At 57.6% G+C, this 24,183-nt stretch carries 22 protein-coding genes; 12 read left to right on the forward strand and 10 right to left on the reverse strand.

Annotated features, from left to right (window positions below; all coding sequences use genetic code 11):
• The first annotated feature begins 33 nt into the window (after positions 1-33).
• The gene (locus AC13E3_RS07635; protein WP_482901880.1) at positions 34-1,287 is read left to right on the forward strand and encodes an OmpP1/FadL family transporter; all 1,254 of its coding nucleotides are present in this window, start codon (positions 34-36) and stop codon (positions 1,285-1,287) included.
• 48 nt (positions 1,288-1,335) lie between these two features.
• Here the strand turns inward: AC13E3_RS07635 and AC13E3_RS07640 are convergent, their stop codons facing one another.
• Entirely contained in the window at positions 1,336-2,271 is a 936-nt protein-coding gene (locus AC13E3_RS07640; protein WP_008175345.1) for a D-2-hydroxyacid dehydrogenase, read from the reverse strand.
• Between the two features lie 93 nt (positions 2,272-2,364).
• On the opposite strand from AC13E3_RS07640, the gene tmpT reads away from it, so the two are divergent.
• The 5 genes from tmpT to AC13E3_RS07665 all read left to right on the forward strand — a co-directional run bounded on the left by tmpT (position 2,365) and on the right by AC13E3_RS07665 (position 10,139).
• Positions 2,365-3,018, forward strand: a complete 654-nt coding sequence (gene tmpT / locus AC13E3_RS07645) for a thiopurine S-methyltransferase (protein WP_008175346.1) — start codon at positions 2,365-2,367, stop codon at positions 3,016-3,018.
• Between the two features lie 385 nt (positions 3,019-3,403).
• Positions 3,404-5,326: a PrkA family serine protein kinase gene (locus AC13E3_RS07650; protein ID WP_008175348.1), complete on the forward strand. Its 1,923-nt coding sequence runs from the start codon at positions 3,404-3,406 to the stop codon at positions 5,324-5,326.
• A gap of 39 nt (positions 5,327-5,365) precedes the next feature.
• Positions 5,366-6,655 carry a YeaH/YhbH family protein gene (locus AC13E3_RS07655; RefSeq protein WP_206748289.1) on the forward strand — a complete coding sequence of 430 codons (1,290 nt, stop codon included), beginning with the start codon at positions 5,366-5,368 and terminating at the stop codon, positions 6,653-6,655.
• On the forward strand, positions 6,652-8,211 hold the full coding sequence (locus AC13E3_RS07660; protein WP_338354517.1) for a SpoVR family protein: 1,560 nt from the start codon (positions 6,652-6,654) through the stop codon (positions 8,209-8,211). The genes AC13E3_RS07655 and AC13E3_RS07660 overlap by 4 nt, the downstream gene beginning before the upstream one ends.
• 440 nt (positions 8,212-8,651) lie before the next feature.
• A complete protein-coding gene (locus AC13E3_RS07665; RefSeq protein ID WP_338354518.1) occupies positions 8,652-10,139 on the forward strand; it encodes an alkaline phosphatase D family protein in 1,488 nt (495 codons plus the stop codon).
• On the opposite strand, the gene AC13E3_RS07670 is transcribed toward AC13E3_RS07665, so the two are convergent.
• The 5 genes from AC13E3_RS07670 to AC13E3_RS07690 all read right to left on the reverse strand — a co-directional run bounded on the left by AC13E3_RS07670 (position 10,140) and on the right by AC13E3_RS07690 (position 15,724).
• Entirely contained in the window at positions 10,140-11,498 is a 1,359-nt protein-coding gene (locus AC13E3_RS07670) for a TrpB-like pyridoxal phosphate-dependent enzyme (protein ID WP_008175355.1), read from the reverse strand.
• Between the two features lie 38 nt (positions 11,499-11,536).
• Positions 11,537-13,612 carry a TonB-dependent receptor family protein gene (locus tag AC13E3_RS07675; RefSeq protein ID WP_008175356.1) on the reverse strand — a complete coding sequence of 692 codons (2,076 nt, stop codon included), beginning with the start codon at positions 13,610-13,612 and terminating at the stop codon, positions 11,537-11,539.
• Between the two features lie 101 nt (positions 13,613-13,713).
• A complete protein-coding gene (locus AC13E3_RS07680; protein ID WP_053112946.1) occupies positions 13,714-14,451 on the reverse strand; it encodes an LrgB family protein in 738 nt (245 codons plus the stop codon).
• Positions 14,444-14,824, reverse strand: a complete 381-nt coding sequence (locus tag AC13E3_RS07685; RefSeq protein ID WP_008175358.1) for a CidA/LrgA family protein — start codon at positions 14,822-14,824, stop codon at positions 14,444-14,446. Before AC13E3_RS07685 ends, AC13E3_RS07680 begins: the two co-directional genes overlap by 8 nt.
• 15 nt (positions 14,825-14,839) lie before the next feature.
• Complete coding sequence (locus tag AC13E3_RS07690) at positions 14,840-15,724, reverse strand: bile acid:sodium symporter family protein (RefSeq protein ID WP_008175359.1); 885 nt, start codon at positions 15,722-15,724, stop codon at positions 14,840-14,842.
• Positions 15,725-15,940: 216 nt separating this feature from the next.
• Between AC13E3_RS07690 and AC13E3_RS07695 the strand changes: the two genes are divergently transcribed.
• A complete protein-coding gene (locus AC13E3_RS07695; protein ID WP_008175360.1) occupies positions 15,941-17,410 on the forward strand; it encodes a WS/DGAT/MGAT family O-acyltransferase in 1,470 nt (489 codons plus the stop codon).
• A gap of 12 nt (positions 17,411-17,422) precedes the next feature.
• Here AC13E3_RS07695 and AC13E3_RS07700 read toward each other — a convergent pair whose 3' ends face one another.
• Positions 17,423-18,049, reverse strand: a complete 627-nt coding sequence (locus tag AC13E3_RS07700; RefSeq protein WP_008175361.1) for a TetR family transcriptional regulator — start codon at positions 18,047-18,049, stop codon at positions 17,423-17,425.
• Positions 18,050-18,245: 196 nt separating this feature from the next.
• On the opposite strand from AC13E3_RS07700, the gene AC13E3_RS07705 reads away from it, so the two are divergent.
• Positions 18,246-19,349, forward strand: coding sequence for a ferredoxin reductase (locus tag AC13E3_RS07705; protein ID WP_104270710.1), 1,104 nt, complete (start codon positions 18,246-18,248; stop codon positions 19,347-19,349).
• A 54-nt stretch (positions 19,350-19,403) separates the two neighbouring features.
• Positions 19,404-20,477: a fatty acid desaturase family protein gene (locus AC13E3_RS07710; RefSeq protein WP_008175363.1), complete on the forward strand. Its 1,074-nt coding sequence runs from the start codon at positions 19,404-19,406 to the stop codon at positions 20,475-20,477.
• Between the two features lie 42 nt (positions 20,478-20,519).
• Here AC13E3_RS07710 and AC13E3_RS07715 read toward each other — a convergent pair whose 3' ends face one another.
• The 3 genes from AC13E3_RS07715 to AC13E3_RS07725 are packed head-to-tail and all read right to left on the reverse strand — an operon-like array spanning position 20,520 to position 21,626.
• Complete coding sequence (locus AC13E3_RS07715; protein WP_008175365.1) at positions 20,520-20,957, reverse strand: RrF2 family transcriptional regulator; 438 nt, start codon at positions 20,955-20,957, stop codon at positions 20,520-20,522.
• Between the two features lie 28 nt (positions 20,958-20,985).
• Positions 20,986-21,378, reverse strand: a complete 393-nt coding sequence (locus AC13E3_RS07720; protein WP_008175367.1) for a YbaN family protein — start codon at positions 21,376-21,378, stop codon at positions 20,986-20,988.
• 23 nt (positions 21,379-21,401) lie between these two features.
• Positions 21,402-21,626 carry a hypothetical protein gene (locus AC13E3_RS07725; protein ID WP_008175371.1) on the reverse strand — a complete coding sequence of 75 codons (225 nt, stop codon included), beginning with the start codon at positions 21,624-21,626 and terminating at the stop codon, positions 21,402-21,404.
• Between the two features lie 262 nt (positions 21,627-21,888).
• On the opposite strand from AC13E3_RS07725, the gene AC13E3_RS07730 reads away from it, so the two are divergent.
• From AC13E3_RS07730 to moaA, 3 genes are all read left to right on the forward strand, one after another.
• Positions 21,889-22,563 (forward strand): hypothetical protein, encoded by a 675-nt coding sequence (locus AC13E3_RS07730; RefSeq protein WP_039882090.1) that lies wholly within the window; start codon positions 21,889-21,891, stop codon positions 22,561-22,563.
• 32 nt (positions 22,564-22,595) lie between these two features.
• Positions 22,596-22,985, forward strand: coding sequence for a hypothetical protein (locus AC13E3_RS07735; RefSeq protein WP_474545822.1), 390 nt, complete (start codon positions 22,596-22,598; stop codon positions 22,983-22,985).
• 144 nt (positions 22,986-23,129) lie between these two features.
• Entirely contained in the window at positions 23,130-24,122 is a 993-nt protein-coding gene (moaA, locus tag AC13E3_RS07740) for a GTP 3',8-cyclase MoaA (protein ID WP_092032036.1), read from the forward strand.
• The last annotated feature ends 61 nt before the right edge of the window (positions 24,123-24,183 follow it).

A 24,183-nucleotide genomic window follows, 5' to 3' on the forward strand; every position in this document is an offset into this window, starting at 1 on the left:
AAGAAATGGTATTTTCTGACCAGGTATTTTCTTATGCGAATCAAACTTGCTCTGGGCGTTGCTGCACTTACCGCCTTCTCACCGATGACTGCCCTGGCCACCAACGGCTATTTCAGTCACGGCTACGGCACCATCAGCAAAGGCATGGCCGGCGCAGGCACTGCGCTGTCCCAGGACAGCATTGCAGCGCCAACCAACCCGGCCGGTATGGCTTTTGTCGGGAACCGGATTGACGGTGGGTTCGAAGTTTTTTCGCCCCGGCGGGAATACACCGTAGAGGGTCCAGTCTCTCCTCCCCCTGCGTTCTCATTGCAGCCGGGCACATACAAAAGCAGCCGCAACGGTTTCGTTATCCCCCACCTGGGCTTTAATCGGGAACTTTCCGACACCACACGTTTCGGGGTTTCAGTGTATGCCAATCGTGGCATGAACACCGACTACTCTGGTGAAAGTGGCGGGCCTTTCTATGCAGGCCGTACCGGCGTAAACCTCGAACAGCTTTTTATTGCCCCGACCTGGTCCTGGGAGTTCTCCGACAACCAGGCCTTCGGCATTTCACCAGTCATTGCCTACCAGCGCTTCGAAGCTGAAGGCCTGCAGAGCTTCGCGCCATTCTCTCCAGACCCGGGCGCACTCTCCAACAACGGCACCGACGATGCCTGGGGTTACGGTTACCAGATCGGCTGGCAAGGTGAAATCACCGACACCCTCCGCGGCGGCCTGAGCTGGCGCAACATTCTGAAGATGAACGAGTTCGACAAATACCGCGGCCTTTTTCCGGAACAGGGCGACTTCGACATTCCCCAGATGTTCAACGCGGGTATCGCCTGGTCCGGACTTGAAAACCACTGGTTCCTGCTGGATATCCAGCACATCCGTTACAGCGAGATCAACAGCGTGGGCAACCCGCTGCTGCCCAATCTGCAGACGGCACAGCTCGGCGATGATAATGGCGCAGGCTTTGGCTGGGACGACATGACCATCGTCAAGCTGGGTTGGCAGTGGCAGCAAACACCGGCGCATGCCTGGCGGGCCGGCGTCAGCTATGGAGAGAATCCTATCTCCGACGAAGATGTGCTGTTCAACATCCTGGCGCCGGGCGTTCAGGAGTGGCACTTGACTGGCGGATTCACCCACAGCTTCACCGAAAACCTCGATGTCTCTGGCATGGCCTTTTACTCCCCGGCCAAGACAGTGACCGGACCCAACCCACTGGCACCGAACCAGACCATTGATCTGGAAATGTACCAGCTGGGTGCCTCGGTGAGCGTGGGCTGGAAATACTGATCTCCCAAGGCCAGTCTGCAAAGCCCCGGATCTTCCGGGGCTTTCCTGTTACAGCACAGATTTCAGATTGACAGCGGTGATGCCGACGATCCTCTGCCGCGCTTCCCGACTGGCCCAGGCCGAGTGCGGGGTCATAATCAGATTGGGAATATCGTCCGCCAGCAAAGGGTTGCCGTTGCGGGGCGGTTCCTCGGTCAACACATCGAAACCGGCACCGCCGATCTCACCGGCGCGCAGCGCGTCCGCAAGCGCCTGTTCGTTTACCAGGCCTCCGCGGCTGGTGTTGATGAGCAACGAGTCGGGCTTCATCATTTTCAGTTCGCGGGCACCGATCAGATCCCGGGTCTCGTCGGTCAGCAGGCAGTGCAGCGAGAGCACGTCTGCCTGGGGTAGCAATTCGTCCAGTGGAATTCGCGAATAGCCATCGACCACACCCGGTTCCTGCCCGGGCCGAGCTCCAAGAAGAACCTTCATACCAAAGGCCGCAGCCCGCTCCGCCACGCCCTGCCCCAGATCACCGTAACCGACAATACCAAGAGTGCGCCCCTCCAGTTCCATGATCGGATGATCCATCAGGCAGAACATGTCACTTTTGCCCCATCGCCCTGCCTGGACATCGCGGGTGTAATCCAGAAGCCGAGTGGCCAGTGCCAGCATCAACGCCATGGTGTGCTGCGCCACCGTTGAGCGGCCGTAGTTGGTCACGTTCATGACCTTGATGCCGTGATCCTTCGCCGCCGCCTGATCGATGTTATTCAATCCGGTCGCCACCACGGCGATGGTCTTGAGTTCGGGGCAGGCCTCGAAATGCTCACGGGTGAGCACTACTTTATTGACCAGCACGGTATCGAACCCCCGGATGCGTTCCAGGATCTGATCCGGCGTGGTCCGATCATACTTTTCCAACCCGCCGGTCACCGACTCGATGGGCGAGAGATCCACATCGTCGCCAAGAGTTTTGGCATCAAGAAACACAGCTTTCATACTTTTCTCCTGAATCCAGATGGCCACAGATTAGGGTAGACTTGGTTAAACGTCCAAAACTCAACATGTCCAAGCACGAACAGGGTATGAACCATGGAACATGAATTCTGGCACGAACGCTGGGCCAAAAAAGAAATCGGTTTCCACGAGGGCACGGTTAACCAGTATCTCCACGACCATTGGCCGGAACTGGCTGGCAAAGGCACCGACGCCGTTTTCGTGCCCCTCTGCGGCAAAGCCCACGACATGTGGTGGCTCCACGACCGCGGCCATCCGATCATCGGTGTAGAGCTGAGCGAACTGGCCTGCAAGGACTTCTTCGAAGAAGCCGGCGAGAAAGCCAAAGTTCACCCCGGCGAACCCTTCATAACCTTCAAACACGACAACCTGCAGCTCTGGTGCGGCGACTTCTTCCAACTGGTTCCGGAAGACCTCAAACACGTTCGACTGGTCTACGACCGGGCCGCCCTGATCGCCCTGCCGCCCCACATGCGCAGAGACTACGTAAACCACCTTACCGCCATAATCCCCGACGGCACCAGAATCCTGCTCATCACCCTGGACTACGACACCGAAATCAAGGGCCCGCCGTTCAACGTCAGTGACGAGGAAGTGCGGGAACTTTACCAGGACGACTATAAAATCGAGCACATCCTGACCAATACCCTGGCCAAGGATCATCCGTTTACAAAGAGAAAAGGCCTGGAAAACGCATCTGAAAGCGTCTTCCGTTTAACCAAACTCTAGCTTCCCGGGGCATCCCCCCGGAGGCCTGATCGGAGTGTATCGGGTGGCTTTCTGACAACGAATTTGATGTCTGAGCGAAGCGAGTTGCCAATTCGTTGTCAGAAAGCCACCCGGTGCACTCCAGCCCCCTCCGCCAGAAGGCTACAAAACCAACACACCCGCCTAACATAATTTAATGAACCTTAACCACTCACACACTGTCCAACTCCCGAACCGTGAACTAAGCTCAAAGTAAGCAAGCCGACCTCGACAAGATCGTGCACAGGCTTGTAAGTATCCATTCCTTCCACCCATAACTAACTAAACCGCCCGGACGGGCGGAACTGACTGCAACGGGGAAATTGCGTGAACTGAAAGCTGAAGATACAGCGAGCGAGGGCGATCTATGAGCATACTGCAGCACTTCAAAGACCGGTATGAGAGTACTCAGGAAGAAGAATACAGTCTTGAGGAATACCTGGAGATCTGCAAAAAGGACCCAACGGCCTACGCCACGGCCGCTGAGAGAATGTTAATTGCCATCGGCGAGCCAGAGTTCGTCGACACCTCGAAAGATCCGAGGCTTTCAAGGATATTTTCCAACAAGGTCATCAAGCGGTACCCCGAGTTTTCCGAGTTCTATGGCATGGAAGACGCCGTAGAAAACATCGTCTCCTTCTTCCGCCATGCTGCCCAGGGCCTGGAAGAAAAGAAACAGATTCTTTACCTGCTTGGTCCCGTGGGCGGTGGTAAATCCTCCCTCGCGGAAAAGCTCAAGTCACTGATGCAAAAAGTGCCCTTCTACGCCATCAAGGGCTCGCCAGTGAACGAATCTCCACTTGGCCTGTTCGATCCGGCCGAAGACGCCCAGATTCTGGAAGAAGAATACGGCATCCCCGCTCGCTACCTGAAAAACATCATGTCGCCCTGGGCCGTTAAACGGCTGCACGAATTCGGCGGCGACATCAGCCAGTTCCGCGTTGTGAAAATGTATCCGTCGGTACTCGACCAGGTCGCTGTCTCCAAAACCGAACCCGGGGACGACAACAACCAGGACATTTCCGCCCTCGTGGGCAAGGTCAACATCCGCATGCTGGAGGATTTCTCCCAGGATGATCCGGATGCGTACAGCTTCAGCGGTGGCCTGTGTAAGGCCAACCAGGGCCTGATGGAGTTCGTGGAGATGTTCAAGGCTCCCATCAAGGTCCTGCATCCGTTGCTGACCGCGACCCAGGAAGGCAACTACAACACCACCGAAGGCATGGGCTCGGTGCCCTTTGATGGCGTGATCCTGGCCCACTCCAACGAATCAGAGTGGCAGACCTTCCGCAACAACAAACACAACGAGGCGTTCCTTGACCGGGTCTATATCGTCAAGGTGCCCTACTGTGTTCGGGTTACGGAAGAAATCGAGATCTACAAGAAACTGCTGAGCAACAGCTCCCTGGAAGGTGCTCCCTGCGCGCCCGACACTTTGGATATGCTGGCCCAGTTCTCCGTGCTGTCGCGCATCAAGGAGCCGGAAAACTCCAGCATCTTCTCCAAGATGCGGGTTTATGACGGCCAGAACATCAAGGACACGGACCCGAAAGCCAAATCGATCCAGGAGTACCGTGACGCCGCCGGCGTGATGGAAGGTATGGATGGGCTCTCCACACGTTTCGCCTTCAAGATCCTGTCCAAGGTGTTCAATTTCGACACCACTGAAGTGGCCGCCAACCCGGTGCATCTGCTCTACGTTCTTGAAAAACAGATCGAACAGGAGCAGTTCCCTGCTGAAACTCACGAGAAGTATCTCCGGTTCATCAAGGAATTCCTGGCACCGCACTATGTGCAGTTTATCGGCAAGGAAATCCAGACCGCATACCTCGAGAGCTACAGCGAATACGGCCAGAACCTGTTCGACCGTTATGTCACCTATGCCGATTTCTGGATTCAGGATCAGGAATACCGGGATCCGGATACCGGCGAGATCCTCGACCGCTCCTCAATCAACGAAGAGCTGGAAAAAATCGAGAAACCGGCGGGCATTTCCAACCCGAAGGATTTCCGCAACGAAGTGGTCAACTTCGTCCTGCGGGCCCGGGCGAACAACGGTGGCAAGAATCCGTCCTGGCTCAGCTACGAGAAACTGCGCGCCGTGATCGAGAAGAAAATGTTCTCGAACACCGAGGATCTGTTGCCTGTGATTTCTTTCAACCCGAAAGCGAGTCAGGAAGATCAGAACAAGCACAAGCAGTTCGTCGAGCGTATGGTCGACCGAGGCTACACGGAGAAGCAGGTGCGGCTGTTGGCTGAATGGTACCTGCGGGTTCGCAAGTCTCACTAAGTCAGTGACCATTCACTGAGCTGGAGTAACGCCATGGGAATGACCCACATAGTCGACCGGCGACTGAACGGTAAGAACAAGAGCGCAGTGAACCGTGAACGGTTCCTGCGCCGTTACCGACACCACATCAAACGTGCGGTGTCGGATGCTGTTCAGAAACGCTCGATCACCGATATAGAGCGGGGCGAGAAAGTCAGTATTCCGTCTCGCGACATTGAAGAACCCATCTTTCACCATGGCCAGGGCGGCAAGCGGGAGATGGTGCATCCGGGCAACCAGGAGTTTGTGGCCGGTGACACCATTCCCAAGCCCGATGGTGGTGGGGGCCAGGGCTCCGGGCAGGGGCAGGCCAGCCCGGACGGCGAAGGCATGGATGAGTTCGCTTTCCAGATTACCCAGGAAGAATTCCTGGATTTTCTGTTCGACGATCTCGAACTGCCGAACCTGGCCCGCAAGAAACTCAAGGATACCGAAGCGTTCAAATATGTCCGCTCTGGCTTCAGCACCGATGGGGTGCCGGCCAAGCTGGATGTAGTACGCTCATTGCGCGGGGCCCACGCGCGCAGGCTGGGCCTTGGAGGGGCGCGCAAGAAGAAGATCCGGGATCTGGAAAAGCAGCTTGAAGCGCTGAAATCGGCGCCAGAGGATCTGGACCCGGCGTTCAGCCATGAGGATCAGATCCAGGTACTCGAGGAGGAAATCGCGCGACTGAAAGCAAACGTTCGCCGCATTCCCTTCATTGATGAAATCGACCTGCGCTATCGCCAGCACCTGAAAAAACCGCAGCCGGCCACCAGCGCCGTGATGTTTTGCCTGATGGATGTATCCGGATCCATGACCCAGATGCACAAGGACATCGCCAAGCGGTTTTTCATCCTGCTGTACCTGTTCCTCAAGAAGAACTACAAGAAGATCGAAGTGGTCTTCATCCGGCACCACACCAGCGCCAAGGAAGTGGACGAGGAAGAGTTCTTCTATTCGCGGGAAACCGGGGGCACGATTGTCTCCAGCGCCCTCAAGCTGATGCACAAGATTATTGAGTCCCGTTATTCCCCGGCTGAATGGAACATCTACGCAGCGCAGGCGTCCGACGGTGATAACTGGAACGATGACTCGCCGGTGTGCGGCAAGATCCTGGCCGACAATATCCTGCCACTGGTGCAGTACTTTGCCTATGTGGAAATCACGCCGCAGGACCATCAGATGCTCTGGTATGAATACGAGAAGATCCAGGAGCAATTCCCCCAGAGCTTTGCCCTGCAGCAGATCGCCGACCCCGGTGAAATTTACCCGGTATTCCGCCAGCTGTTCGAGAGGAAAGCCGCATGACTAACCTCATGGACCGACCCAATCCGCCCGAAAGCGATCAGCCCAGGGCCCGGGAGCCGATCTCCACGGGCTCTGAGTGGACCTTCGAGCTGATCCAGGAATACGATGACGAGATTGCCAAGTGCGCCGCCGAGTTCGGCCTGGACACCTACCCGAACCAAATCGAGGTGATCAGCGCCGAGCAGATGATGGACGCCTACAGCTCCGTGGGCATGCCGGTTGGCTACCATCACTGGTCCTTCGGCAAACAGTTTCTCAGCACATCCAAGGGCTATCAGCGCGGCCAGATGGGCCTGGCCTACGAGATCGTGATCAACTCCAATCCCTGCATCGCCTACCTGATGGAGGAAAACACCCTGCCGATGCAGGCGCTGGTTATTGCCCATGCCTCTTATGGCCACAACTCCTTCTTCAAGGGTAACTACCTGTTCCGCACCTGGACCGACGCCAGCGCGATCATCGATTACCTGGTGTTTGCCCGTCATTACGTGGCGGAGTGCGAGGAGCGCTATGGCGTGGACGCCGTGGAGGAGATCCTGGATTCCTGCCACGCCCTCATGAACTATGGGGTAGACCGCTACAAGCGGCCAGCCCCGATATCGGCGTCGGAAGAAGTGCGGCGCCAGAAAGAGCGGGAAGAATACCAGCAGAGGCGCATCAACGATCTCTGGCGGACAATACCGAAGCTTGACGAGGACGATGACCCGGTAAGGCGTCGCAAACGCTATCCAGAAGAGCCCCAGGAAAACATTCTCTACTTCATCGAGAAGAACTCGCCCCTGCTGGAAACCTGGCAACGGGAAATCATCCGCATCGTGCGGAAGCTTGGGCAGTACTTCTATCCCCAGCGCCAGACCCAGGTCATGAATGAAGGCTGGGCCACCTTCTGGCACTACACCCTGCTGCATCGCATGTACGACAAGGGGCTGGTGACCGACGGCTTCATGCTCGAGTTTCTCCAGAGCCACTCGGCGGTGGTGTACCAGCCGCCATTCAACAGCCCGTGGTATTCGGGCATTAACCCATACACCCTGGGATTCTCCATCTTTACGGATCTGCGCAGGATCTGCGAGAACCCGACAGACGAAGACCGTGAGTGGTTCCCGGACATCGCCGGCAGCGACTGGCTGGAAACCCTTCATTTTGCGATGAAGAACTTCAAGGACGAGAGCTTCATCCAGCAGTTCCTCTCCCCCAAGGTAATGCGGGATCTGAAACTTTTCGCAATCCAGAATGATGACCAGGAAGACGTGTACCGGGTAACCGCCATCCACGATGACCCCGGCTACCGGGACCTGCGAGAGAAACTGGCGCGCCAGTACAACCTCAGCTATCGCGAACCCAACATCCAGGTATGGAATGTGGATGTGCGCGGCGATCGCTCACTGACCCTGCGCCATATTCCCGTGGACCGCGTCCCCCTGGGCAAGGAAACTGATGAAGTCCTGCGGCACGTGCACCGGTTGTGGGGCTTTGATGTGCACCTCGAGAGCGTGGACGATGGCACGGTTGTGGAAGACCACCACTGCCCGCCAAGAGAACTTGAGGAGGACTGAATCTGGAGCCAGATGGCAAATTCGGGCCGGTACTGGCCGGCCCAATTTTACGTCATTCCGCGCCGGACTCTATTGTTCTGTGGCTGGTAACCAGCGAACAGTCAGAGTTCGCAATTCAGGTATTCAAAGGCACAGAGCTCCTGCTGGATCGTCCGTTAGCCGATTCAGAGTTTTCACGACTCAGAATTGGTACCCGAGCCTGGCTGAACCTGCTGACCATTACGCCTGAGGCTACTCTCCCAAAGGACACCCGGCTGGAATACGACCTGGGGCTCACCGCCGAAGGCTCAGAGGCTTGCCAGTGGATCCGGACGTGGGCTCCACATCTCTGCCCCGAGGGCCGGGAGAGGCCAGGCTTTACCCTGAAATCCAGGCTGGACCGAATACTCCACGGCTCTTGCCGAAGACCCCACCACCCCTCTCCTGATGGGCTGGTTCGAGTGGATGAAGAACTGCAGAAGGCACAGAAGCTTGAGGACGTTCCGTCTCTGCTACTTATGACCGGCGACCAGGTTTACGCCGATGATGTGGCCGGCCCGATGTTACATGCCATCCAGTGTGTCATTCACCAACTGGGCCTTTACCAGGAGGTACTGGAAGGCGCCTCGCTTTCGCACAGCAAGGAACTGACTTCGGTGGCGAATGCCTATTACCACCGGGATGAACTGCTGCCGGAATCCGAATTCAATGAAGACCTGACCGAGCGCTTCTTCGGTGGCGTCCGCAAACCGGTGTTCACCACGGCCAATGCGGGCAATCACCTGATTTCCTTTGCCGAGGTGATGGCCATGTATCTGCTGGTCTGGTCCCCGGAACCCTGGGCGTGTGTGACCAGTGCTGAACCGGTCGATGACCCGGACGAGCTGGCGCGCTATCGGAAAGAACAGGCCGCCATCAACGAGTTCCGCAAGAGCCTTCCGCAGGCAGCGCGGGCCATGGCCAACGTGCCCGTCTATATGATCTTTGACGATCATGACGTGACGGACGACTGGAATCTCTCCGCGCTCTGGGAAACCACCGCTTACGAACACCCCTTTTCCCGGCGCATTATTGGCAATGCCCTGCTGGGCTATCTTTTGTGCCAGGGCTGGGGCAACCAGCCTGGCAATTTCGGCCAACTGATCGAACAGTGTCAGAGGCTGTTCGAGTCCAGCAACGGGCAACACGAGCTGGATACGGCCATTCAGGATGATCTGATCGACCAGCTGTTCCACTTTCAACACTGGCACTTCAGCCTGCCAACATCACCCAGACTGGTGGTGCTGGACACCCGCACCCATCGCTGGCGGAGCGAAATCCGGCGCAGTCACCCCTCCGGACTGATGGACTGGGAATCACTGACCGATTTTCAACACGAAATCATGGGCGAGGATGCCGTCGTGGTGGTTTCGCCGGCGCCAATGTTCGGGGTAAAGCTCATCGAGATGATCCAGCGGGTGTTTACCTTCTTTGGCAAGCCGCTGTTGGTGGATGCTGAAAACTGGATGGCGCATCGGGGCGCGGCCAGTGTGCTACTGAATATCTTCGGCCACCCCCGAACGCCCAGACACTTCGTGATTCTCTCAGGCGATGTTCACTATTCGTTTGCCTACGATGTGAGGGTGCGCCACAAACAGAACGGTCCCCGCGTCTGGCAGATCACCAGTAGCGGCATCAAGAACGAATTCCCCAACGCCCTGCTGGAATGGCTGGACCGGCTCAATCGCTGGCTGTTCGCACCCTGGTCGCCCCTTAACTGGTTCACCAAGAGACGGCGCATGTGGATTTCCCCCAGGCTACCCGAGGGCCGCGAGGCCGGCGAGCGACTGTGGAACGGCGCGGGCATCGGAGACGTGCGACTGGATGACGAGGGCGCACCCACCGCCATCCGACAACTGGATGCCGGCGGCGGGGGTACGATTTTCAAACAGCGGGCGAAAGACGACTGATCAGGCGTTGACCGAGGGCAGCCCGGACAGGGCCATGGCCAGTTCCTGTTCGTCGTACTCGTGGTCGCTCAGTTCACCGGCGAAGTAGGAGGTGTAGGCTGCCATATCAAAATGGCCATGACCGCAGAGGTTGAACAGGATCACCTCATCCTTGCCTTCCCGCTTGCAGCGCAGGGCTTCGTCAATGGCACCCTTGACCGCATGGTTGGCCTCCGGAGCCGGCACGATACCTTCGTTCCTCGCAAACAGAACGCCGGCCTCGAAGCACTCCCGCTGAGTGTAGGACACCGCATCAAACAGCCCCAGCTCCTTGGCATGTGAAACCAGGGGTGCCATACCGTGGTACCGCAGACCGCCGGCGTGGAAGCCCGGCGGTGTAAAGCCGGAGCCCAGGGTATGCATCTTGGTCAGCGGGGTCATGTGGGCAGTATCACCGTAATCGTAGGCGTACTTGCCCCGGGTCAGCGTGGGACAGGCCGAGGGCTCTACCGCCACAATCCGGGATTTCTCGCCGCCTCTCAGGGCGTGCCCCATAAACGGGAAAGCAATTCCGGCAAAGTTGGAACCACCGCCAGTACAACCCACAATCACATCGGGCCAGCAGTTCGCCATTTCCATCTGCTGCATGGCTTCCAGGCCGATGATGCTCTGGTGAAGCAACACATGGTTGAGAACCGAGCCCAGGGCATACTTGGTGTTCGGGTCCTTGACCGCCAGTTCCACCGCTTCGGAGATGGCGATGCCCAGACTACCATTGTGGTCCGGAGTCTCTGCCAGCACCTTGCGGCCAAACTCGGTCAGCTCCGAGGGCGAAGCCACACATTTGGCGCCGTAGGTTTCCATGACCGCTCGGCGATAGGGTTTCTGGTTGTAGGAAACCCGAACCTGGAACACCGTAACATCGATATCGAACAGGGAGCCGGCAAAGGACAGCGATGTGCCCCACTGCCCTGCTCCTGTTTCGGTGGTGAGGGTGCGTATACCCGCTTCGCGGTTGTAGAAGGCCTGCGGAATCGCGGTGTTCGGCTTGTGGCTGCCGGCCGGGCTCACGCCTTCGTATTTGTAGAAAATCTTTGCCGGCGTGCCGAGGGCCTTCTCGAGGCGATGGGCCCGATAAAGCGGCGCCGGACGCCAGAGGTTGTAGACATCACGCACCGGCTCAGGAATCTCTATTTCCCGTTCGGTGGTCACTTCCTGTTCGATCAGCGCCATCGGAAACAGCGGTTCCAGATCCGATGGGCCCACCGGCTGCTGGGTACCCGGGTGCAAGACGGCCGGCAGCGGCTCGGGGAGGTCCGCCTGCAGGTTGTACCAGTATTTCGGCATCTGGCTTTCTTCGAGAAGGAACTTGGTTTGCATGAATTAAAAATCCCTACTGTTTGTGTTGTTATCGCCCCTCAGAATACCCATTCCAGGCCCGCATAAAAAGTTCTTCCCGGGGCGGGTTCGAAATAGCCCCGGTCTTCCACAGGGCGGTTCGCGTTGGCATTTATCCGCACGTTACTGAAGTAGTCCTGATCCAGCAGATTGCGGATTCCGGCATACAGGTTCAGGGTCTGATCCGCCATCCGTACTGAATCGCCGGCACGCATACCGACCAGCCAATAGTCACTCACCAGGGTCTGGTTGCTGTTTTCGGCGTAGAACTCGCCCACATACTGCCACTCCAGAGCCGCGAAACGACCGGCTGCACCGCGCCACTCCAGCTCGCTCACCCAGAGTTGCTCCGGCAGACCTGGAATAGCGTTGCCGCTGGCGTCGTTGCCCTGCTCATCCACAAAGTCCCTTAGCTCGTAATCCGCCAGGGTCAGCGCGCTGGTTACCCGCCAGGCGTACGAAAGGTCCCAGGCCAGACCCAGTTCAAAACCATTGCGACGGGTTTCGCCGGCGTTTTCGTAGAAGGTCTGATCGCCCACGTTAAAGGGCAGGATCTCGTCCTCCACCCGGATGGAGAACAGGGCCATGTCATAGCTGAGGCCACGGCCAAGCATGCCGCGCATACCCATCTCGCGATTCAATGCCTGCTGCGGCTCCAGCTCGGGATTGAAGCCGCCGCCATTCGGATTGGCAAACTCGGTAAAGGTGGGTGACTCGAACGCCGTACCAAGGGTGGCGTATACCTGGTGCGCCGGTGCCAGCTTGTAGCTGATACCGGCAACGCCACTGTATTCCCGGAAAGTCCGGTTGCCCGAATCATCGTTACCGTCTTGCAGCCAGTCGTCGTCAATGGCCAGACGCAACCGGTCGAACCGCACGCCAAGGGAGACGTTGAGTGCGTCGCTCAGCGCCAGGTCGCCCTGGCCAAACACCGCCACATTGGTAGCACTCTGGTTTTCCGCCTGGGTCTGGCCGGTGATATCGCCATCGATAGACACCGAATAGCGGCGCCGGTCGTCGGACTGATGGTGAACATCCAGGCCGGTTACCCACACCAGAGGCAATCCGGCCAGCGTCGATTCCTGCTGATACTGGGAACTGATGCCGTAAAAGTGCCGGTCGTAGGCTATGCGGCTGCTTCCGGGAAACGGCAACTGCTGTGCGAAATCCCGGTGAGTGTAGAAGGTATCGAGGGTGAGTTGGCCGGGAAGGACGCCCGAGTCTTCAAATCTTACACCCAGGGTCTGCTGGTTCACGGTCTGGCTGCTGTCCAGCCTCTTGGCCAATGCGGTGGCCTGCTCCGGATCTTCTTCGGCCTGGGCCAGGGTGAGCCCACCCGGATCTTCGGATTTGGGGTTATGCAGCGCGTTGAATGTGGCGGTTATCCGCCGTCCAGAATCCAGATCCCGTGCCACACGGGCGTTGAACAGTGCTTTCTCTGCCTTGCTCTGCTCCCGGTGGCCATCAAAGGTCAGCCAGGAAAGCGTTGCTATGCCGCTGGTATCACCATCAACGCCATTTCCCTGTATCGCGGCCTTGCGATAGTCGTCACTGCCGCCATCGAGCCGCAGCCGACCGCCCTGGGGCAGCTCATCACCCAACGCAGTGGAAATATCGATCACACCGCCCGCGGCATTCCCATACTGAACGGAGGCAGGCCCCCGAATGACCTCGATTCGCTGGGCGGAATCCAGATCAATGGCATCGATCTGGGACTGGCCATCGGGCAGCGTGTAGGGGATACCATCCACCTGAATCCGGATACCCCGAATACCGAAGGGCGCTCTGGCACCAAATCCGCGAGTAGACAATCTGAGATTCTGGGCGAAGTTGTAGCGGTTCTGAAAAAACAGGCCCGGAACGGTATTGAGGGATTCATCCAGTTGCAGACGCTGCTGACCCTCACGGATATCGGGTGCGTTGATGACCGAGACTGCCGCGGGCGTTTCGTACAGATCCCGAACCAGTCTTGGTGACGTTACTTGAAGCACCAGCTCCTCATCGTTGTCCAATGACGACTGTGCAATCGCCGGAAGCGAGCTCGACATCCACACCGGTGACAGAACAAGCACTGCCAGGTAGTTATTCCTGCTCAAGGGGCCTCCTCAGGGTTCGCTTATCAAGGTTTCTCTTGATAACGGGTACGCCAGCGATGGGGAAATGGAGTTATCCCATTGAATCCATCGGAAGAGCCGGCTCAGGCGGGGATCCAGGCTTCAAGCAGATCGACCAGCCAGGGCACGAGCAAGGCGGTAGCGAAGGCGGAAAGCGCCATCGCAAGCCCGGAAAAAGCACCCATCTGCGAACTTACCTGAAACGCCCGGGCGGTCCCGATACCGTGTGCTGCAACACCCATGGCAATGCCCCTGGCGGTGTCATCGCGAACCCGGATCCACTCAAAGAGCTTGGTGCCCAGAACGGCGCCGGTGATGCCCGTGATAACAACCAATACGGCAGTCAGCGACGGAAGGCCGCCAATTTTTTCGGAAATCCCCATGGCCACCGGCGCCGTTGCCGATTTCGGGGCCAGGGACATCTGGATCTCCGTAGACCCACCCAGAAGCCGGGCCAGGCCGATAGAGCTGCCTGCGGCGATGACAACGCCGCAAAAGAGCGAAATCGTTACCGGCAACCAGAGTTGTCGAAGCCTGGAAAACTGCTGATACAGGGGAACGGCCAACGCCACCGTCGCCGGTCCCAGCAGAAAGTGAACGAACTGACCGCCTTCAAAATAGTCACTGTAGGAGGTGCCGGTGGCCAGCAACAGGATGATGAGCATGGCCACCGATGTGACCACCGGATTGGCCAGCGGATTGGAGTTGGTTTTCAGGTACAGCCGGTAGGCCAGACCATAGGCCACCAGGGTAATGGTCAGTCCGAGGAGCGGGGACGTCGAAAGGTAGACCCAGATGTCTTTCAGACCCGGCTCATTCATCGCCGCCCTCCTTTTCGGCCAGCGGCTTTGCAAACCAGCGGGTGGTCACCTGCATGATCAGCGCGGTGGCGACCATGGTTATCACGGTACTTAACAGCAGCGCCAGGGTTATGGGGACCCACTCGTCGGCGATGCGGCCAAAATGCGCCATCATGCCCACGCCCGCCGGAACGAAAAGAAGCGAGAGATGACTGAGCAAGGCCGTGGACGCCTGATCGACAGACTCCGGCGCCTTGCCCCGTATCATCAAAGTTACGAACAGCATCACCATGCCAAGTACGGGCCCGGGGATGGGAACACCGAGCAAGCGAACTGTAATCTCCCCTATCAACTGGTAGACAAGCAGAAGGGTAATGCCGTTCAGGAACTGCATAACGCAGGACTCCAGTCAGTTTTTGCTCTGTACCGTCGAAATGGGAATGATGCTTCGACCATACATGGCGAGAACAAAGCCGATGGGGAACATCAGCACCCCGTAGACCGCAGCCGGGATCGACATGGCGCTGGATTCCAGCAGAGTCAGAGTGACCATGAGGGCAATGGTGCCGTTCTTTACACCCAGCTCCACCGCCACTGCCAGGGATTCCCGCTGGGTCAGACCCGCCATCCGGCCGGCCGCCAGGCCGAGACCAATACCGGCCAGATTCAACAGGATGGTTGCCGGCCCCGCCTGCTTCAGGAGCTCCCAGATCTGGTCGCGAACACCGTACACCAGCGCCACGATCAGCACCGCCAGCACGATACCGCCGAAGATACTCACAATGCTTTCTGCCTTGCGGGCAACCTCCGGCTTGCGGGTACGAACCACCATCCCGATGGCGACCGGGAAGAGCACGATGCCAATCAGCATGCCCACGGTTTTCCAGACCGGCAGCACAATGTCTTCCTCGGTTCCCATGTAGTACTGAAGGGCAATATTGGTAAACAGCGGCAGGGTAAGAATGGTGATCAGGCTGGCGCTGACGGTCAGTACTATGGAGAGGGCAATGTTCCCCCGCGAGAGCAGCACAAACAGATTCGAGGTGGTGCCTCCAGGGCAGGCAGCGATGATCACCAGTCCGACCGCTATGGCCGGCGGAACCGCCAGCAACGTGGCCAGCATGAAGGCGATGAGGGGCATGACGAGAATCTGGGCAATGGTGCCGACGATCATCCCTTTCGGATACACCGCCACCTGGCGGAAGTCTCGTATCGTCAGGGTCATGCCGATACCGATCATGATGATGAACAGAGCAATCGGCAGTCCTGCCGAGATAAGCGGGCTGGATTCCACAACGCCTCCGGATGTTTTTGTTTTTACTGCAACCAACCGATGAAAAGTAGCACACACTCGCCTCTTTCGGGAGACTAAAACGGCAAAGGTTTGAGGTGGTACGGCACTGCAGAACCGGGGAACTTTATGACCTGAAACATCGTGTCACGAAGCAGTTGCAAGTATACTTGCATGAGATAACTAAAATACCTGGATACTGGTGGAGACGCACAAGGAATGAAACGCCTGGGAACGCTGGATGCCTCTTGGCTGGCCGTAGAATCTGAAGACACCCCCATGCATGTGGGCAACCTGCAGATCTTTTCGCTACCGGAGGGCGCCCCTGAAACCTTCCTCCGGGACATGGTGACCCGCATGAAGGAAACCGGCGATGTCGCGCCCCCCTGGGGTTTAAAGCTTGCCTGGTCCGGACTGTTGGGTCGGGTACTGGCGCCGGGCTGGAAAGTCGACAAGAAAATCGATCTGGATTACCACGTGCGTCACTCGGCACTGCCGCGCCCCGGCGGTGAACGGGAACTGGGCATACTGGTATCGCGCCTGCACTCCAACCCCCTGGATTTTGCCCGCCCGCTCTGGGAATGCCACGTTATCGAGGGCCTCGAGAATAACCGTTTTGCGCTCTACACCAAGATGCATCATTCCATGATTGATGGCATCAGTGGTGTACGCCTGATGCAACGTGTACTGACAACCGATCCCGACAAACGGGACATGCCGCCACCCTGGTCGGTTCGGCCGGAGCGCCGTCGCGGCAGCAAATCCGATTCCGAGGCCAGCGTGCCCGGTGCGGTTTCACAGGCCATGGATGCCCTGAAACTGCAGGCAGATATGGCACCGCGTCTGCTGCAGGCGGGCAACCGGCTGGTGCATTCGGTCCGCCACCCCGAGGACGGTCTGACGGCGCCGTTCACCGGGCCCGTCTCCAAGATCAATCATCGGGTCACCGGCCAGCGCCGGTTTGCCACCCAGCATTATCAGCTCGACAGGATCAAGGAACTTGCCCACGTTTCCGGCGCTTCCCTCAACGATATCGTTCTGTACCTGTGCGGAACTGCCCTCAGGCGTTTTCTGCTGGAACAGAATGAACTGCCGGACGCTCCCCTCACCGCCGGCATACCGGTCAACATCCGGCCGTCCGATGACGAAGGGACAGGCACCCAGATCAGTTTCATGATCTCTTCGCTTGCGACCGACGAAGCCGATCCGCTGACCCGCCTGCAAAACATCAAGGCGTCAACGCGAAGGGCCAAAGAGCATTTGCAGAAGCTGCCCAAAAGCGCGCTCACCCAGTACACCATGCTCCTGATGTCGCCTTATATACTGCAGCTGATGTCCGGCCTTGGCGGTCGCATGCGGCCGGTATTTAACGTTACGATCTCCAATGTGCCGGGGCCCCAGAGAACGCTTTACTACGAGGGCGCGAAACTGGAAGCCATGTACCCTGTCTCGCTGATTACTCACGGTGGCGCTTTGAACATCACCTGCCTGAGCTATGACGGTTCACTGAACTTCGGCTATACGGGCTGCAGGGATACCCTGCCAAGCATGCAGAGACTTGCGGTTTACACGGGTGAAGCACTGGACGAACTGGAAAGCCTGATTCTTCCGCCAAAGGCCAAACCGAAAGCTGTGGCCAAGCCCAGTGCGCCACGCAAACAGCCAACGAAAAAGAGTAAAGCGGACTGATACAACGGACAATCAGCCCGCGCTTTGCCAGTGAGCGGCGCCCACGAAAATCAGTTGCAGGAAGCGGGTGGTCCGCTTCCTGATCTGCTCGATCTGGTAGTCGTCTTCGGCGGATACGCCGAGCAGATCAGTCAGGCTGAAGGCGACACTGCGCACCACCAGGTCACAGGTCATGTCCAGATCCTGATCGGTCAGATGGTCCACCAGCCTCAACCTGCGCAGATCATTCGCAAGCTCACTGGCAAAGAAACGCATCTCGCTCCGGATACCTTCCTGCACTGCCCTGCTCTCACCGGCCAGCCCCTGGGCCATGAACAGAAAGAAACTCCGGTTGGCCTGCGCGTGGCTGATAAAGATGGCCACCGACTCTTCAATCAGTTTGTCCGCCTGCAACACATTCGCCCGGGCTTCTCGCATCATCCTGCGTAGCACCAGGCCCAGCTCATCCACAAGCTGCAACCCCAGATCGTCCATATTGCGGAAATGCCGGTAAAACGAGGTTGGTACCACGCCCGCCTGACGGGTCACTTCCCGGATACCCAAGCTGGCGAAATGCCGGCCCTTGCCTACCAGGGTTAACGCCGCGGTCATCAGTTTCTCGCGGGTTTCACCGGGCTTTCTTCGCTGTTTTTCCGCCATCCTGTGCCCATACCGCCTGCCGTTAGCCAATGGTTCACAAGTGTACACATCCCAAAAAATAAAAGTACAGAATGCTTGTCATTTTGAGCCATTACGAGCTCAGCCGTTGTCAGTTTACGTAGTCGTGTGTACATTCGTACACATAAGTGAACACTTGTACACACGGACAGCGAAAAGCCTCAGGGAGGCAACGATCATGTTAGCGAAACAGACCCAGCAAAAAGCCCTTCACTGGCTCGGAAGGCAGCTATTCAACCGGGATGACCCGGAAGCGTTTTTTGACCCACTGCTGGAACGCATCAACCCCATGTGGGTACAAGAGTACACACCGGCCAGAGTGGAGCAGATCCTTTCTGAAACCGGGGACACCAAGACACTGGTTCTGAAACCGGCCAGGCGCTGGTCGGGCTTCCGCGCGGGCCAGCATGTGAACATCTGTGTTGAAGTGGATGGAGTACGCCGAAACCGTACGTTCAGCCTCTCGAGCTCACCCCTGCTCTGGCAGGAACAGGGACTGGTCACGCTGACCATCAAACGCCTTCCCGGCGGCCTGGTGACCAACTGGCTTCACGATCACCTGCAAACTGGGGCGGTAATCGGTCTGGGCGAAGCCTTTGGTGATTTTCTGATACCAGAACCGGCCCAACCGGTGCTGTTTATTGCCGGTGGCAGCGGCATCACGCCAGTGTTGAGCCAGCTTGAGACCATGGCGGCCCAGGATTACCGGGCACCGGTGACTCTGCTGTATTTCGTCAGAACCCGTGATGACGTTATTGCCCGGGAGAAACTGTTGGCCCTGAAGGCACGCTATAGCGCCCTCACGCTTAATATCATCGCCACCAACGAGTCCAGGGAACCCCGCTACCTGCGTGGCCAGGATCTGGACACAGTGCCAGGCATCAAGGCTCGGCAGGTCTATCTCTGCGGCCCCAAAGGCCTGATGGATCTGGCCCAGGGCCTCCTCTCCGAGAGAGGCTTTGCTGACGCGGATATCCACAGCACGTTCTTTTCAGTGCCAAGTGCCAACCTTGGAAACGAAACACTCGGTGGTGAGGTTCAGTTTGAGAGCAGCCAGATGATGGTCGATTCCGAGGGCGATGCCACCCTGCTGGAAATCGCCGAGGCCGCCGGACTGACACCGCGCCACGGATGCCGCATGGGCATCTGCCACCAGTGCAGTTGCCGGAAAACCACGGGTACCGTCATCAACCGTCTGACCGGCCAAACTTCCGGCCCCGGCGAGGAGACTGTCCAACTTTGTATCTCCGTTCCCCGCGGCCCGGTCTCACTCGACCTTTAAGAACCCACATCCGATTTTATTGCGGGGCCTGAGCGCACCGCAGGGAGTATGACCATGAAAAAGATGACCGAAGCGCAACTCGCAGAACTTGAAACCGATCTGAACGCGATCCGGGAGGAGGTTCTGGCGGACCTCGGAGAACGGGACGCACGTTACATCCGGAGAATGATCCGGCTGCACCGGAGTCTTGAGGCCGGTGGCCGGATCATGATGCCATTCGGCTTCCTTCCGCCGGTGTTCGTTGCTGCCACGGCAACCCTCGGCATTGCCAAGATCCTGGAAAATATGGAGATCGGTCACAATGTCATGCACGGCCAGTATGACTGGATGAACGACCCGAGCCTGAATTCCCAGACCTACGAGTGGGATACGGTCTGCACAGGTGACTCCTGGCGCCGTACCCATAACTATGAACATCACACCTACACCAACATCATCGGCAAGGACCGTGACTACGGCTACGCCGTCTTACGACTGACCGATGACGAGCCCTGGAAACCCTGGCACACGCTGCAGTTCATCAATTACATTCTGCTGAGCGTGTTCTTCCAATGGGGCGTGGGCCTGCACGAACTTGAAACCGAGAAGCTGCGAAGCCGGGAAATAAGCTGGCGGGAAAAACTGCCGTTCCTGAAGCAATTCGCCCGCAAGGGTGGCCGCCAGGCCTTCAAGGACTACGTTTTCTTCCCGCTGCTTACCTTTCCGGTGGCTCCGATTGTTCTGGCGGGGAATGTGGGCGCCAACCTGATCCGTAATCTCTGGTCATCCACGGTGATTTTTTGTGGCCACTTTACCCAGGATGCGGAAACCTTCACAGAGGAGGAATGCGAGGGCGAGAGCAAGGGCCACTGGTATTTGCGCCAGCTCACGGGGTCCTCAAACTTCACCGGGGGCCGCTGGCTTCATATTCTGAGCGGCCATCTTAGCTACCAGGTGGAACACCACGTGTTCCCGGACCTGCCCGCCCACCGGTATCCGGAGATTTCCGGGAAGGTACAGGCGGTGTGTCGAAAGCACGGCATTCACTACAACACCGGCAGTTTTGCCAAGCAGTACGGCACGGTAGTCAAACGCATACTCCGACATTCACTGCCGGAGAAGTTGATGGGAATGGCCAGAGCGGCCTGACAGGGCTGGAGCGGCCAGGCGCCAAGGGCGCGCCTGGCCGCGTCAGGCTATCTGAAGTAATCTCAAGAGCTGGGGCCTGTGCTGATCCTGGATAACATCGGCCAGGGTGTACTTGTCCAGCACTTCCAGGAAGGCCTTCAACGCCTCACCGAACATCGATTTCAGGCCACACACGGGGGTTATCTTGCAGGCGTTCTTGGAGGAAAAGCACTCCACGATGCTCAGGTCCTGTTCGGTTTCCCGTACCAGGATACCAACGTTAATATCCGAGGGCGCCCGATGCAGACGCATTCCACCCTTTTTGCCCCGGATGGTTTCAATGTAGCCCTTCTTGTTCAGCTGGTGCACCACCTTCATGAGGTGGTTTTTGGAAATGTCATAGCTGTCAGCGATTTCCTGAATGGTCGCCAGACGATCACCCTGAACTGCCAGATATATCAGTACTCGAAGTGAATAATCCGTGTAGCGGGTGATGTGCATTCAATACTCCAGTCGTGTGTGCAATCGTTCAATAAGAAGGTCGGGTTACCAGATAACAGGCGGTGCCGCACAAAAATACGCCAGAAATGCCCAACACCATCGCTGACGCTCCCAACGCAAACAGCATCCCCCAACTCAGGGCCATCATGCTGCACGCCAGCACCTTCGCCCGTGCCGGCACTGCCCTGCGTGTACGCCACTGATCAATGGCAGGACCAAACCTGGGATGGTCTTCAAGCCACTGAGCAAAAGCCGGAGACCCCTTGCTGGCAAAAAATGCGGCCAGCAGAACGAAGGGTGTTGTGGGCAACAACGGCAGAACCACTCCTGCAGCAGCCAGCGTAATCGAGATATACGCAAGAATACGAAATCCGGTTTTCCCAAAACGATCGCCCATCACGGGGTTCTCACCAAGGTTCATAACTGCATCTATTCTACCGGGATTCAATGGACAGGTCTGCCCAAACGGCTGAGAAAAACCAGACGCGCCACATAGGCCACCTTGATACCGACCGCAAAAACCAGGGTTCCGATATGGGCAGCAATTTGCACAGACAGTGCAAGCGCGCCCGCCAACGGGTATGCAAGCAGAATTGTAACCATCAAACCCAACACTGACAGTCCCAGGGTGCTGTTTGCTGTGAAAAGCCACTTTTCGTATTCACTCATGAATCCACCTATAACATTTACTATAAATACATCTTAATGCTAAGCCGGCACCAGAAAAAAATCAAACCGTAGAAAGTCACCCACCTAAAAACCTTCCCTTACCCATCTACGACTTCCGATATACCCACAAAATAAATTTGACACCTTAAATGCATCAAATCAAAATTCCTGCATAAAGATTTATCTTAAATAAATGTTTAATGAGGAGACAGTGTTATGAAACAGAAAGACGCCTACCCGACCCGACTGGGAGGAGCGCACCATGGCTAAGTACCGCCGCCTCTGGTTTTTGCTGATCGGAATCCTGGCAGTAACCTTCACGCTCCTGGGGTATTTCGGTGCCGAGGTGTACCGCGAAGCACCGCCCATCCCGGATCGCGTTGTGTCCGCCGACGGCGACACCCTGATGACCGAGGAAAGCATTCTTGATGGACAAACTGCCTGGCAGTCCGTCGGAGGCATGCAGCTTGGCTCGATCTGGGGCCACGGTGCCTACCAGGCACCGGACTGGACCGCCGACTGGCTGCACCGTGAACTGGAAACCTGGCTGGAAATCGCAGCCCAGGAAGAGTACGGGCAGGAATGGCACAGCCTCAGCGGGCAGCAGCAGAACGCCCTGCAGTACGACCTGAAAACCGAGTACCGCACCAATACCTACGACGCCGCTACCAGCACTCTGCACCTTTCCGAGCGCAGGAGCGAAGCTATTGCCAGAACAGCCGACTACTACAGCCGACTGTTCAGCGACGCTCCGGAACTGCAGTCAACCCGCGAAAACTACGCCATGAAGGAAAACACCCTGCCCAGCGCCGAGCGGCGCGAGCGGATGACCGAGTTTTTCTTCTGGACTGCCTGGTCTGGGCCTGGGCCTTCCTTCGCAAAGAAGATGAAGAACCACAGGCCCCACTCAAGGACCCGCTCAGCGAGGTTGGGCTGACGCCTTCGCAAAAAGCACTGGGCAAATACCTTTTGCTGGTGGTTGGCCTGTTCACCTTCCAGGTCATGCTGGGCCACCAGGGTTACGAGTATGTAGACCTTGGCCGCCTCTGGCAGATTGGCAAGTTCCTCGGCATCGTGTTCTGGCTGGTGCTGATGCTGTTCACCAGCCTGTTGCCCGTCGGCATCATCCAGTTCATTGCCAGCGCCAGCGAGGGCCTGTGGTACGCACGCAGTGAAGCCTTCATGCAGAGCGATATCCTGCAAACCCTGCGCTGGGTCAGAACCGTTGGCGACGTGGTCTTCATCGTTGGCGCACTCGCCGTAACCTGGCAAGTCGTGAAGGGCGTTTTCTTCCCGGATCTGGAGCCGGTTGCCCTCGAAACCGATGAAAGCGGCGCAACCAGCGAGCTCAGCGCCTGAAAAAAAGAGCCCGGGCCAGGGACGGCCCACTCTGAATTACCTGACAGCAGGCTTACCTCCCGAGGGGTATCGGAATTGGTGATCCGATCTGCAATACTTGGTCTATACTCAGGTTAAAAAACAATCGGCAACAGGACCAACCCGATGCCCCAGAACAAGCTGACAGACCGTTTTGGTCGCACCGTCAACTACGTGCGTCTGTCCGTCACTGACCGGTGCGATTTCCGCTGCGTGTACTGTATGGCCGAGGACATGACTTTCCTGCCCCGCCAGCAGGTTCTCACCCTGGAAGAAATCGCCCGCGTTGCCCGCAACTTCGTTGACCTGGGTACCGAAAAAATTCGTCTGACCGGCGGCGAGCCGCTGGTACGCAAGGATATCCTGGAGCTGGTAAAGGAGATTGGCACTTACGGTCTGCGCGACTTTGCCATGACCACCAATGGAAGCCAGCTCACCACCATGGCCGAGCCTCTGCGCAAGGCGGGGATGCATCGCCTGAACATCAGCCTGGATTCCCTGGACGCCGACAAATTCCGCAACATCACCCGCACCGGCAAACTGTCACATGTGCTGGACGGTATTGATGCTGCCCGGGAAGCTGGCTTCCGGGGCATCAAGATCAATACAGTGGTGATGAAGGGCCGCAACGACGAGGAGATCCCGGAGCTGATCGAGTTCGCCCGCAAGAAAAAGGTGGATATCAGCTTTATCGAAGAGATGCCGTTGGGTGAGATTTCCGAACACGATCGGGGCCTGGCGCTTTGCACCAGCGAAGAAGTTCGGGACATCATCCGCAAGCATCACGAGCTGGTGCCCGCTACCGAGGATTCCGGCGGTCCCGCCCGTTATTACCGCATGGAAGACAGCGAGACCCGGGTCGGTTTCATTTCTCCCCATTCCCACAACTTCTGTTCTACCTGTAATCGGGTGCGGGTGACCGTCGAAGGTCGGCTGCTGCTGTGCCTGGGTAACGAGCACTCGGTGGATCTGCGCAGGGTGCTACGGGGCAATCCGGTGACTGATGACAAGTTGCGGGAAACCATTATCAATGCCATGGATCTGAAGCCGGAGCGGCATCACTTCTCCAGCAACGGGGATGTGCAGATCCTCCGGTTCATGAACATGACCGGCGGCTAAGCGGCCGGCACAGCAACCAGCACAACAAAAGGGTCAGATGAAAGCTTTCATCTGACCCTTT

This window comes from Marinobacter sp. L-80 (assembly GCF_056859395.1).